This window comes from Chitinophaga deserti (assembly GCF_003149455.1).
GTDB classification, from domain to species: Bacteria; Bacteroidota; Bacteroidia; order Chitinophagales; family Chitinophagaceae; genus Chitinophaga; species Chitinophaga deserti.
Genome location: NZ_QFFK01000010.1, coordinates 96,533 through 109,266, shown reverse-complemented (window position 1 = coordinate 109,266; position 12,734 = coordinate 96,533). Strand labels below are relative to the sequence as shown.

General features: G+C 50.2%; 13 protein-coding genes. 7 read left to right on the top strand and 6 right to left on the bottom strand.

Annotated features, from left to right (window positions below):
- Positions 1 to 4: 4 nt before the first annotated feature.
- Both DEV76_RS21430 and DEV76_RS21425 read right to left on the bottom strand, forming a co-directional pair.
- Positions 5 to 757, bottom strand: a complete 753-nt coding sequence (locus DEV76_RS21430; RefSeq protein WP_109699992.1) for a hypothetical protein — start codon at positions 755 to 757, stop codon at positions 5 to 7.
- A 44-nt stretch (positions 758 to 801) separates the two neighbouring features.
- Entirely contained in the window at positions 802 to 1,395 is a 594-nt protein-coding gene (locus tag DEV76_RS21425; RefSeq protein ID WP_109699991.1) for a DUF4255 domain-containing protein, read from the bottom strand.
- A 942-nt stretch (positions 1,396 to 2,337) separates the two neighbouring features.
- Here DEV76_RS21425 and DEV76_RS21420 point away from each other — a divergent pair.
- Positions 2,338 to 3,006, top strand: coding sequence for a DUF6896 domain-containing protein (locus DEV76_RS21420; RefSeq protein ID WP_157963027.1), 669 nt, complete (start codon positions 2,338 to 2,340; stop codon positions 3,004 to 3,006).
- 49 nt (positions 3,007 to 3,055) lie between these two features.
- Positions 3,056 to 3,427 carry a VOC family protein gene (locus tag DEV76_RS21415; protein WP_109699989.1) on the top strand — a complete coding sequence of 124 codons (372 nt, stop codon included), beginning with the start codon at positions 3,056 to 3,058 and terminating at the stop codon, positions 3,425 to 3,427.
- Here DEV76_RS21415 and rsmI read toward each other — a convergent pair.
- The 4 genes from rsmI to DEV76_RS21395 all read right to left on the bottom strand — a co-directional run bounded on the left by rsmI (position 3,402) and on the right by DEV76_RS21395 (position 6,621).
- A complete protein-coding gene (rsmI, locus tag DEV76_RS21410; protein WP_109699988.1) occupies positions 3,402 to 4,076 on the bottom strand; it encodes a 16S rRNA (cytidine(1402)-2'-O)-methyltransferase in 675 nt (224 codons plus the stop codon). The two genes, DEV76_RS21415 and rsmI, sit on opposite strands and share 26 nt — an antisense overlap.
- Positions 4,077 to 4,079: 3 nt before the next feature.
- Positions 4,080 to 4,325 carry a phosphoribosylformylglycinamidine synthase subunit PurS gene (purS, locus tag DEV76_RS21405; protein ID WP_109699987.1) on the bottom strand — a complete coding sequence of 82 codons (246 nt, stop codon included), beginning with the start codon at positions 4,323 to 4,325 and terminating at the stop codon, positions 4,080 to 4,082.
- 66 nt (positions 4,326 to 4,391) lie between these two features.
- A complete protein-coding gene (locus DEV76_RS21400) occupies positions 4,392 to 5,159 on the bottom strand; it encodes a CDP-alcohol phosphatidyltransferase family protein (protein ID WP_109700102.1) in 768 nt (255 codons plus the stop codon).
- A 169-nt stretch (positions 5,160 to 5,328) separates the two neighbouring features.
- Positions 5,329 to 6,621: an aminopeptidase P N-terminal domain-containing protein gene (locus DEV76_RS21395; protein WP_109699986.1), complete on the bottom strand. Its 1,293-nt coding sequence runs from the start codon at positions 6,619 to 6,621 to the stop codon at positions 5,329 to 5,331.
- Between the two features lie 305 nt (positions 6,622 to 6,926).
- Between DEV76_RS21395 and pckA the strand changes: the two genes are divergently transcribed.
- The 5 genes from pckA (at position 6,927) to DEV76_RS21370 (ending at position 12,595) form a co-directional block, all read left to right on the top strand.
- The gene (gene pckA, locus DEV76_RS21390; protein WP_109699985.1) at positions 6,927 to 8,528 is read left to right on the top strand and encodes a phosphoenolpyruvate carboxykinase (ATP); all 1,602 of its coding nucleotides are present in this window, start codon (positions 6,927 to 6,929) and stop codon (positions 8,526 to 8,528) included.
- Positions 8,529 to 8,643: 115 nt separating this feature from the next.
- Entirely contained in the window at positions 8,644 to 9,531 is an 888-nt protein-coding gene (locus DEV76_RS21385; RefSeq protein WP_109699984.1) for a bifunctional 5,10-methylenetetrahydrofolate dehydrogenase/5,10-methenyltetrahydrofolate cyclohydrolase, read from the top strand.
- Positions 9,532 to 9,564: 33 nt separating this feature from the next.
- A complete protein-coding gene (locus DEV76_RS21380; RefSeq protein WP_109699983.1) occupies positions 9,565 to 10,188 on the top strand; it encodes a 7-carboxy-7-deazaguanine synthase QueE in 624 nt (207 codons plus the stop codon).
- A 64-nt stretch (positions 10,189 to 10,252) separates the two neighbouring features.
- Positions 10,253 to 12,127: an OmpA family protein gene (locus tag DEV76_RS21375; RefSeq protein ID WP_198652155.1), complete on the top strand. Its 1,875-nt coding sequence runs from the start codon at positions 10,253 to 10,255 to the stop codon at positions 12,125 to 12,127.
- Between the two features lie 6 nt (positions 12,128 to 12,133).
- Positions 12,134 to 12,595, top strand: coding sequence for a hypothetical protein (locus tag DEV76_RS21370; RefSeq protein WP_157963026.1), 462 nt, complete (start codon positions 12,134 to 12,136; stop codon positions 12,593 to 12,595).
- Positions 12,596 to 12,734: the final 139 nt, after the last annotated feature.

Below are 12,734 nucleotides of genomic sequence, written 5' to 3'. Positions count from 1 at the left end.
TTAATCAGGTTCTTTGAAAATTGATGCTGTATTCCCGTGGCTGTGGGGCCAGGTGCCAGGCTTGCTTAAATATGTCGATCACACCGCAGACATCGGCCGTGGCGGCGTTCTGGTCGAAGACTACTTTTTCTTCCAGCGGGGCACCGCCTTCGAGACGTACTACATAAGCCCCGCGCGGATGCGGCCTGAGGTCGAGGCCCACACGCTCCTGCAGCGGCGCAACGGCTTCGCTGAGGGTAAAGCTGACCGGGGCTCCCGCAGCGATCTTCCCGGCACGTATCTGGTTAAATGCTCCGGGTGTTACTTTACGGGAAAGGAGATAACCGCTGAGCGCACCATTTTCTGCGTTGCCTGCGTTAGCGGTGGCAGTAAGGGTTACCAGGTTACCGGCAAGATTAGCGTCGATAACACCTGCGGCGGTGAGATTGCTGGCGTAGAAAATGCGGCGCCCCAGCTGCTGCGTGCCCTGTTCAAAGAAATCGGGCAGTGCTGCGCGGGCTTTATCGATGATGAGCCAGAAAGTGAATTGCACGGGCTGTGTGAGTGCGGTAGCGGGCACCCAGGTAACGCCATTATGGTGTTGCTTACAAAATGCAGTAAGGCCGCCGGGAGAGGAACGGATGAGCAAGCCGAAATTAGCTGCTACCGCCTCACTGAGGGGGGAAAGGATCAGGCGAACGCCGTCGCCGGGGTCTGCGTTGTTGATACGGATGCGTATCCTGAATTCAGGGATATAACGCCAAACCAGTTTTTCCATAGTTACTACACAAAGGGGTTATTCAATAACAATTCGTGCCGAAGCTATTCGGTTTTAGTGCCAAGTACCTGTGTTTGCAGGTTAATTTCAGTGATGATGCCGGAGCCGGACTGCGGAGCATCCTGGATAACGGCCATCCTCATTTTATAGATAACAGACGGAATGTATTTCCCTCCCATCACGCTCCACAATTGGTTCAACTCTTCGAAGCGGGTGGAATACAGGTCGAAAATAACGCGGTTTAGCTGGAGGGTTCCCAGCACGGGTGTGTCTGCAGGCGTAAATACAAACTGCCGCTGAAAGAAAGCGATCACCTGCGAGATGCGCTGCAGGGCTGTGCTGTAGGTATTTTTATTGGCGCTGACCAGGATGAACACATTAAGGTGTATCTCGGGTTGCCGCTCCACTACTTCGGGAATACCGTTGGTATACACCGTACGCCGGAAGGGCAGGTTGCGCAAGGTTTCTTCCTGCTGAATGTTTACAACGGACACAACGATCTTATCACTCACATTCTGCGAAGGATTTTCCTGATAGGCATCCGCGAACGATATATTGCCGAGGACAACTTCAGGGTCAAGCGTACCGATATATGTGTTCAACTTACCAATGATCGCGCTCAAAACCTGATCAATCATCAGTGATGGATTTCGGGGTTTGCGCTGAAAATAATGTTATTGGAAACCGGGGTCTAACTTATAATTCTTATAGTGCTGAGTTTGGGGCTGTGCTACAATTCCAAGGTTTTTCTAACGATGTAATATTAGGTAATAAAATTTAATTCACAAAAAAAATCGATAACTGGCGGGATGTGGATGATAACTGGTTTTATGCGGCGCAAACTTGTTGTAGTGCGGGCACGCAGCAGTTTCGTACATGCGGCAGGTTTCACATTGTATGCAGCTAAAACAAGAATGCTTCTTACAATAATATGAACAACTTCATTCAGTTCAACACCCATTGATCCATCCGGGAATGCATCTTAAACAACATGTTTAATAGATTTTTCTAAAGCAGTTTACTTTCTGCAGGCATTACCTTTCTGCTCTCATGAAAGTATTGTGATTTGTTTTTTAACCCATCAATCCTTCCGGTTAACATTTCGAATCAATAGGTCTTCACGAATAAATACAGAATGCCACCTGTCTAATTATATTCCCAATGGAGGAATCCAGTTTGGGCTATAATTCATCACGCCGGATAGTTTACATTAAGCATAGTCTTCCTTCAATAAAATTCATCCGGCGACTGCCAGCCTTTTCATATCCTTCGAAAAATGTAAACCAACCGTTCCGTTTTCTGCGAAAGTTGTAAACACGCTACTGCTATCCACCTCCAATACTATATTATCCAAAATCCGCAGTAACAGCTCAGAAAAAAGTGAGATGACTTATCTATATCTTATCTATGACTTATCTATACCTTATCTATGTCTTATCCTAATAAAGGGATAAAACATAGGTAAGTAAATGGATGTTTATATATTATATGCACATAATTGTATATACTGTTAACCAATTATAAAGTTCACTGCATCCAGCAACCTTCATGAGTTGAAGGATAGTTGTTATCTTTCTGATATGAATTATGATATGCAATTTGGCCCGGGAGATAAACTGATGTCACCCGGGGAACTCCTGGCATTATTAAAAACAAAAACATCTTTTTCATTTCACTACTTCCACCTTCCCACAGATTACTTCGCATCCCTTACCTATTCCCTGCCGGATCATTATGTAAGAATACAGGAGCGGGAATGCACCATTCACATCTCTCCTTCCATTTCAACAGAAAAAATTTTACCCCATAAAGCAGCAGTACTGGAATGTGCGAGATCATTCCGGAGAGAGGCCAATGGTCTAATGCAGCTGATGGCTGAAACATTCGGAGTAGATCTGCAGACGCTGGATGGATTACATGAGTTACGTTTTGCAGAAGGCTACAGGCTGCACCTCCGGCAACTAAATGAAGTATGGCAATTTCATCTGCACGGAGCAGAATGCAGATTCGAAAACATTGAAACTGGTCAAGTACTGGAAGTCATTATTATTACCTTTCCTGAATTCGGATATTTGAATAGTTACTTTTTTGAGTTGTACATGTCTACAACAGAAAGATTTAAGCCATTGGCAGCCTTCTTTAATGAAAGTAAAGCCCCGATTGAGAAAGCACTTGACCTTCTGATACTGGATGGATCACTTCAAAGAAAAACAGTGGATTACGGCTCGAGGAGGATCATTGCGGTTTAAAGAGGCGCAGATAGCATAAAACAAATAAAAAAGATTTTACTTTTAAGATATGGCTGAGCTTTCCCTACTTGTCATCAAAACCGATAAAATGCAGGAGCAGCAAGATTTCTATACGCTGCTAGGATTTACATTTGAATATCATAAACACGGGAATGGTCCCTTCCATTATGCCAGTACTGGCAACGGATTTGTGCTGGAAATCTACCCCTTGCCGAAAAGTGTACCCTCTCCCGATAATACAACAAGACTTGGTTTCAAAGTGTCATCACTGGAAAAACTGGTGAACCTGCTGAACAAAAAAGGCATAAAAATAATCTCACAACCTGCGGAAACAGCTTGGGGTTTCAATGCCATTGTTGAAGATCACGACGGGAGAAAAATAGAACTGACCGAAGTTACTCAGGAACTCCTTCCACAATAATAACGATTTCACCTTTTACGGCTTTGGCCTGAAAGTGGTCGCGCACTTCGGTGAGGGTGCCGCGCTTGTTCTCTTCGAACATCTTGGTGAGCTCGCGCGACACACAGCACTGGCGGGATTCTCCGAAGTACTGTATAAAGTCTTCCAGCGATTTTACGAGGCGGTGGGGCGATTCGTAAAAAATCATGGTGCGGGTTTCGGTAGCCAGGAGCGTCAACAGGGTATGGCGGCCTTTCTTGAGGGGGAGGAAGCCTTCGAAAGCAAAGCGGTTCATGGGAATGCCGCTGTTTACGAGGGCAGGTACGAAGGCAGTGGCGCCGGGGAGGCATTCCACATCAATCCCTTCGCGGATACATTCGCGCACCAGGAGAAATCCCGGGTCGCTCACGCCGGGGGTACCGGCATCGGTTACGAGCGCCATGGAGCGCCCTTCCTTTAACTGTTGTACCAGATGCTGTAACACCTTATGCTCATTATGCTGATGATAAGGTGTTACAGGCTTACTGATACCGTAATGCTTGAGGAGTATCCCCGAGGTACGGGTATCTTCCGCGAGCACCAGCTCCACCGTTTCCAACACCTTAACGGCCCGGTACGTAATGTCGCCCAGATTTCCTATTGGCGATGGGATGAGGTAGAGCCTAGACAATGCTTATTGAATGTTTACTTCGTAAGATTCCATTACCTGGTTAGCCAGCAGTTTCTGACAGGCGTTTTCAGCGATCTGTTGCGCTTCTTCTTTGGAAGCCGCGTCGATCTGGAGCGTAATGTGCTTGCCTACACGTACGTCGTGTACATTTCCCAGGCCCAGGTTCTTCAATCCGCCCAGCACAGCCTTGCCTTGGGGGTCCAGCAGTTCTTTCAACGGCATCACGTTGATATGCGCAGTAAATGTCATTTGTTCGAAAAATTTAGACGCAAAGCTAGCAATTTACTATGAAATTCCCCGGAAGGAATTGCAGAATCAGCCATGCTGGCTCTTTGGGGGTACGATGAGGGACAGTACAACATATACTGCAAACACAAAAGGCACCGTTGCATATCCCAATACCGGTATACTCGCCACAGTGAGGATCACCAGTAAAAAGCGCGTCCAGTTATCTTTTACCGAGAGGTTTTTGAATTTCAGGCTGATCATGGGATGGGAACTTACCATGAGGTAGCACAACGCCGCAATAATACCATACAATACCCAGATGTTTTCCAGCCACTGTGCCAGTCCGAACGGATTGTACAGCATAATCAGCGGGAAAGAAGCTACCAGGAAGCCCACAGCCGGCGTGGGAACGCCGATGAAGTGCTCTGTTTGCCGGGTATCGAGGTTAAACACTGCGAGGCGGTATGCGGCAAAGCAGGGCACCAGCAACGCCGGAGCGAGGTTGATAACCGATACATCATATACATCCGGCATCTGCATGTAAGCGCTTTGCAGGAGGCGGAACAGGATCATACCGGGCACCACACCAAAGGATACTACGTCTGCCAGCGAATCCAGCTGCTTACCCATCTCGCTGGATACTTTCAGCAACCGCGCCACAAATCCGTCAAAGAAATCAATGATACCGGCCAGCACTACCAGTCCGCTTGCCCAGTAAATCGGCTCAGGATTGGTAATGGTATATTCCGTGCCGTTGAATTCGGCGATGTATTCCGGGGCGTGCAGGATAAAAATAATGGCCAGCGCACCGCAGAAAAGGTTGGACAGCGTAAGGATGTTAGGAATTTGTTTCATGATACCGGTTGTTGGCGCCAGCGCCAGTGATTGGGAACGTTTTCGGACAAGTGCCCGGTTTCCCGGCGGAAAAATATTAAAAATTGAAGAATATATGTGAAATGCCTGCCGCAGGTTCACAAAAAAAGCCCCCTGCGCTTTGCGGGGGGCTTTGGGATGGCGGGTGCCATTATTTTTTCATCAGGGCCTCGATTTCGTCGGCCGTGATGGGGATATTTTTCATGAGATCCACATTGCCACCTGCTTTCACCCAGATGTTATTCTCGATGCGGATGCCCAGCTGCTCTTCCTGGATGTAGATACCCGGCTCCACGGTCAGCACCGCCCCGTCGGGGATAGGCTTGTGGAAAGAAGGACCGAGGTCGTGTACATCCACTCCGAGATGGTGGGAGATGCCGTGGTAGAGGTATTTGCGGTATGCGGGTGTTTCCGGGTCTTCGTTTTTGATGTCGGCCTCGGTGAGCAGCCCCAGTTTCACGAATTCCTTACCGGCTTCAACACCTACCTGCGTGTGGTACTCTGCGATAGTGATGCCCGGTTTGAGCAGGCTTTTGGCGTAATTGTGCAGGTGGAGGCAGGCGTTATACACATCGCGCTGGCGCTTGGTGAACTTGCCGTTTACAGGTACGCTGCGGGTAAGATCGGCATTGTAACCGCCATAGGCAGCGCCAAAGTCCATCAGGATCACTTCTCCGTCTTTACACTCCTGGTTATTGGAAACGTAGTGGAGGGTGCGGGCACGGTCGCCCGAGGCGATGATAGAACCGTAAGCTTCGCCGGTGGCGCGGTTGCGGAGGAATTCATGCCAGATTTCTGCATGGATCTCGTGTTCAAACACGCCGGGGCGGATGAAGCCGAGGAGGCGGCGGAAAGTTTTTTCCGTGATATCGATGGCCGTTTGCAGCACTGCTATTTCTTCCGGTGTTTTCACGGAGCGCAGCTCTTTCAGGAGGGATGCGGCACGGAGGAAGTTATGAAGAGGGTAGCGGGTGCGGAGCTCCTGTGCGTAGCGGTAATCGCGTACGGGAACGTAATTGCTCTTACGGTTATTTTCGTTGGTGTTGAGGTAGATGTTCACGGCATCGTGAATCCATGTCTGGAGCAGCGCATCGAGGGCATCGAGCCATACGATGGTGGTGATGCCGGAAATGGCGGTGGCTTCTTCGCGGCGAAGACGGTGGCCGTCCCATTTTTCCTTCAGTTCGTTAGGTCTTACGAGTACGAGCACTTCGCGGTGCCTGGGGTCCGGGTTATCGGGAAAAAGCACGAGCATCGTGTCTTCCTGATCGATACCGGTAAGCCAGTACAGGTCTGAATTCTGACGGAAAGGATGAAGAGCGTCTCCATTGGTGGGCAACTCATCGTTTGAGTTGAAGATGGCGATGGAGCCGGGCTGCATTTTTGCCGTAAATCTGTTGCGGTTCTTGATGAAGATCTGTTGATCCAGTGGCAAATATTTCATTTATGCGTCTTTTTTACTGCTTTTTCTTGCTTTTGAGGTCAAACTTACCGGAAAATAAGAAACCCGCCAAACGGCCGTTTCCCGACCGGTTCAATATTCCCCCATACTGGTAGATTATTCACCATAAATATATTATAGGGGTTAATTGCTTTTCGGACAAATTGGAATCGGTGGAATTGAATATTTTCTAAAAAACACCGCTTAAAAGTAGATTTTCAAACAAAATTGTACGTCACAACACCCATCAAATTTAACGTTATCAAAAAATCCCTAGTTTTGCCATTACACCAAAACAATCTTTCTTTATGCAAATCAGCAGTGTAAAGGATACACTCAGAGAATTGCGGGAACTGGGCATAGAGAACGTCGCCGATGTACATTACCAACTATCCCCGGACGAGCTGACTGCGCAAACGCTGCAGCGCTCGGAAGGCTGTCTGAGCAGCACAGGGGCGTTAGTCGTCAACACGGGCGAGTTCACAGGCCGTTCCCCGAAGGACAAGTTTATCGTGAAAGACGATCTGACCGCCGACACCGTCAACTGGAACGACTTTAACCAGCCATTTTCTGCTGACAACTTTGAGAAACTGTACCGCAAGATCACCCGTTACTTTAGTGGCAAGCCCGTTTGGGTACGTGACTGTATGGCCTGCGCCGATCCGGCGTACCGGCTGAACATCCGCGTTATCACGGAATCGCCCTATAGCAGTCTTTTTGCATATAATATGTTCCTGCGCCCTTCCGAGGAAGAGCTGGAGCAGTATGAGCCGGAGTGGACCGTTATCCAGGCCCCGGGCCTGCATGCCGACCCTGCTACCGACGGTACCCGGCAACATAACTTCGCCGTTGTGAGCTTTACCCGTAAAATGATCCTCATCGGCGGCACCGCCTATACCGGGGAGATCAAGAAAGGGGTATTCACCATCCTGAACTATCTGCTGCCCCATGCCCACAACGTGCTGAGCATGCACTGCTCCGCCAACCAGGGCGCAGAAGGGGATACTGCTGTATTCTTCGGCCTCAGCGGCACCGGCAAAACCACCCTCAGCGCAGACCCTGAGCGTAAGCTCATCGGGGACGACGAGCATGGCTGGACGGCAGACGGCGTCTTCAACTTCGAAGGCGGATGCTATGCCAAAACCATCGATCTCAGCGCGGAAAAGGAACCCGCTATCTTCAATGCCGTGCGCGAAGGCGCCCTGCTGGAGAACGTGATGTTCTTCCCCGATACCAACGAGGTGAACTACGCCAGCGGCAAAATCACGGAAAATACCCGTGTTTCCTATCCGCTCTCTTACATCGCCAACGCCAAGGAGCCCTCTATCGGTGGCATTCCTAAGAATATCTTCTTCCTCACCTGCGACGCTTATGGCGTACTGCCCCCTATCAGCCGGCTTACTCCTGAACAGGCCATGTACCAGTTCATTTCCGGTTATACGGCCAAGGTAGCAGGTACGGAAACAGGTATTACGGAACCCAAATCCACCTTCAGCGCCTGCTTTGGTGCACCCTTCCTTCCCCTCCACCCTGCCCGTTACGCGCAGATGCTGGGTGAAAGAATGCGGAAGCACGAGGTGAATGTATGGATGATCAACACCGGCTGGACGGGTGGTGCTTTCGGCACCGGCTCCCGTATCAGGCTTTCCTACACGCGCGCCATGATCACCGCCGCCCTGAACGGGGTGCTGGACAAAGCCGCTTACAAAATCTACGGCCAGTTCAGGCTCTCCATTCCGGAATCCGTTCCCGGTGTGCCCGACGAAATACTGGAACCGCGCAATACCTGGGCCGACCCTGCGGCATATGATGCCCAGTCTGCCGACCTGGTTTCGCAATTCCTGAAAAACTTTGAAAAATACGCTGCTAAGGCCGATCCTGAGATCCTGGCTGCCGCACCAACCCTCTGACACACCGTTTTGCCTTTATAATTATAGATTCCTACGTTCATTTATCAATTTGGTTTAGGGGCTGCCAGGCTAGGCAGCCCCTTTCGTTTGTCCGCCATTTTCACTACCTTTGCGCATGCAAATTTTAGACGGCAAACTCTCTTCTCAGGCAATTAAGGACCAGCTGGCTATTCAAACAGCCGCCTTGAAAGCACAGGGCAAAAAAGTCCCACACCTCGCAGCCATCCTCGTTGGTAACGATGGCGCCAGCGAAACTTACGTAGCGTCCAAAGTGAAGTCATGCGCGGAAATCGGGTACAACAGCACCCTCCTCCGTTTTGAAGACACCATCTCCGAAAAGCACCTGCTCGATCATATTATTATGCTGAACGAGAACCCCGATATCGACGGTATCCTCGTACAGCTTCCCCTTCCCAAACGCATCAATGAGGAACTGGTAATCAATACCATCGATCCCAGTAAGGATGTGGATGGCTTCCATCCCATGAACGTGGGTAAAATGGTGAGCGGTCTTCCCGCCTTCCTGCCGGCTACGCCCTACGGTATTATGCTGATGCTGGAACATTACAACATTGAAACCAAAGGCAAACATGCAGTAGTTATCGGCCGCAGCCACATCGTAGGCACGCCCGTGAGCATCCTGCTCAGCCGCAACAGCAATCCCGGCAACTGCACCGTTACACTTTGTCACTCTCATACCCATAACCTGAAGGAACTCTGCCTCCAGGCCGATATCGTGGTAGCCGCTGTAGGCCGCCCGCATTTCGTGACAGGCGATATGGTAAAAGAAGGTGCCGTGATCGTGGACGTAGGTATCCACCGTATCCCGGACGAGACCAAGAAAAGCGGTTTCCGCCTTGTAGGTGATGTGAACTATGCCGAAGTAGCGCCCAAAGCGAGCTTCATTACGCCGGTACCCGGTGGTGTAGGCCCCATGACCATCGCTGCTCTGCTGAAAAACACCTATCAGGCCGCCATCGGCACTAAGGGTAACCAGAACTAAAAGCAGCCAGCCAGATTGACGTACCTTTGCAATATGACGACAGCAACGCTACATACAACAACCGTACTGCCCGTGATGGAATCCTTCTACACCATTCAGGGAGAAGGGCTCCATCAGGGGAAAGCGGCTTACTTCATCCGTTTAGGTGGATGTGATGTGGGCTGCGTATGGTGCGATGTAAAGGAAAGCTGGGATGCTTCCAAACATCCCGTGCGCCCTGTGAGCGAGCTGGTGTCTGAAGCAGCCGCCCACCCCGGCCGTATTGCTGTTATTACAGGCGGAGAACCCCTCATGCATGACCTCGGCGCCCTCACAAAGGCGCTCCATGCAGAAGGCTTCCGCACCCATATGGAAACATCCGGATCTTCTCCCTTATCCGGAGAGTGGGACTGGATCACCCTTTCCCCCAAGAAGTTTAAAGCCCCGCTGCCGGAAGTTTGTGAGGCTGCACATGAACTGAAAATCGTTATTTACAACAAATCCGATTTTGCATGGGCAGAAAAGTATGCTGCTTTGGCATCTCCTTCCTGCAAACTATACCTCCAGCCGGAATGGAGCCGTGAGAAGGAAATGACGCCTCTCATCATCGATTACGTGAAAGCCCATCCCAAATGGCAGATCTCCCTGCAGATCCATAAATACCTGAACGTACCCTGATCATCTTCCACTGTAAGGCCATCATGCAATGCGCCTGCTTTTTTTTCGTTATTTAGAGGTCACTATGAAAAAACTCCTGTTATGCTGCTGCCTTATCAGCATGCAAGCTTTCGCCCAACAGCCGGATAAAGCCACCCGTAAAGCCATGGAACTGCTCGAACAATCCATGACCGCCATGCGGGAATATCAATATCCGGAAGCCATCCGCCTCCTCCAGGAAGCGGTACGCACCAAACCCGCTTTTCCTGATGCGTACGGACAGATGGGCCTCACCTATCTCGCCATGAAACAGTATACGGAGGCAGAACAGGCTTTCCTTAAACTCGGCGAGCTCGATTCCACAGGTCTCAAATCCGTTGCCCCTTCCCAGGCACGTGCCATGGCCGGTAACGGTAAGTTCCGCGAAGCGCTGGACCTCCTCAGCCGCTATGAACTCACCGCAAAAAATGTTTCTACCCGCGCAAAGCAGCTTAAAAAGAACCTGGAGTTCGCCGTTACCACACAACCCGTTCCCTTCCAGCCGCATAACCTCGGAGAATCCGTAAATACCCCCGATCCGGAATACTTCCCCTCACCTACCATCGACGGTAAAACACTCGTATTTACCCGCCGCGTGGGAGGCAGAAATGAAGATTTCTTTATTGCCGGGCGCGACAGCCTGCTATGGAATTCTGCCAAAGACATGGGCGAACCCGTGAACACCGCATTCAACGAAGGAGCGCAGAACATCTCCCAGGATGGTGAGATGCTGGTTTACACTGGTTGCGACTTCCCCACCGGCCGCGGCTCCTGCGATATTTATTTCTCTATGCGCGCTGCCGGCGGCGGATGGACACAACCAAAGAATATTGGTCCTGCCATCAATACGGAAGTATGGGAATCCCAACCCTGCCTTTCCCCCGATAAACAATCCATTTACTTCGTGCGTGCCACGCCCGACGCGGGTTCCGACATCTTTTTCAGCACCCGGAATGCCGAAGGCCAGTGGACCCTCGCAGAAAGGCTTGGCCCTAACATCAATACCAAAGGCAGGGAAACCACGCCTTATCTGCATGCCGACGGGCAAACACTCTTCTTCGCATCAGACGGGCATCCCGGCTTCGGCGGCCTCGACCTTTATTATTGCCGCAAACAGCCTGATGGCTCCTGGGGAAATCCTGTAAACCTGGGCTACCCCATCAATACCATTGAAGAAGATGGCAGTTTAACAGTAGCAGCCGATGGCCGCACAGCATACTTCGCATCCGACCGGGGCGATTCTCGCGGGGCATTGGACATCTATAGCTTCGAACTATATCCCGAAGCCCGTCCGCTTCCAACGCTCTACATCCGCGGGTACGTGTTTGATGCTAAAACACAGCAACGCCTGCCGGCTGAACTCAATCTTATTGAACTCTCCACCCGCCAGCAGGTGGCCACCATCCGCAGTAATCAAAACGGCGATTACCTGGTACCCCTGCCCACCGGGAAAGACTATGCCTTTAACGTAACCCGGAAAGGTTACCTGTTCTATTCAGATAACTTCTCTCTCACCGGCAATCAGGAAGGCAAGCCCTTCGAGAAAAACATTCCGCTCATTCCCATAGAGGCCAATGCAACGCTGGTGCTTCGTAACATCTTCTTCCCGTCTAACCAGTATGTATTAGAGCCCGCATCCGCAACGGAGATGGATAAGCTGGTAGCTTTCCTCAAAGAAAATGCAAACCTGCAGGTGGAGATCAGCGGACATACAGACAATGTTGGCAGTGATGCCGCTAACCTGCAATTGTCGCTCAACCGCGCTAAATCTGTTGTAGATTACCTTGCACAAAATGGTATTACCGCAACAAGGCTGAAAGCAAAAGGGTATGGGGAAACCAAACCCTTAGACAGTAACGATACCGAAGCAGGCCGTGCGCAAAACCGGAGAACCGAACTCAGGATCATCAGCTTACAGTAAAAGAATATGGAACAATTATTCCCGCTTGCCCAAACCGATGTACTGGTCCCTTTACTAAACAGGCTGGAGCCTTCCGCTACACCGGTTTGGGGATCGATGACCGCACAGCAGATGATAGAACACCTGGAAAGTATACTCCTTCATTCAACAGGTGATATGCCGGTGCAGGTGTTGGTGCCTCCTGAAAAGCTCCCGCAAATGATTGAATGGCTCCATACTGATAAGCCTTTGTCGCGCGGGTTCCGCAACCCGTTGGTAAAGGAAGGGCGTAATCGTTATCCTGATTTAGAGACTGCAATTCAGCATATGCTGGCGGCGCTGGCCGGCTTCTTCAGGTTCTACACAGAAAACCCTGCTCATCAGGCGATTCATATTGTTTTTGGACCCATCGGGTATGAGGACTGGCAGCGTTTTCATCAGAAGCATTTCCGTCATCACTTCACGCAATTTGGATTGCTGGAAGAGTAATGTCTGATATTCAAATCTCCATCACAGAGCCGGGCAATGTATACTGGCGGGGCGTTTCATGCAGAAGTGAAAAACATTAACAGGCAATATTCAATACTGCATTACATGTAATCATATATGCAGAAATCAGGTTGTTGTA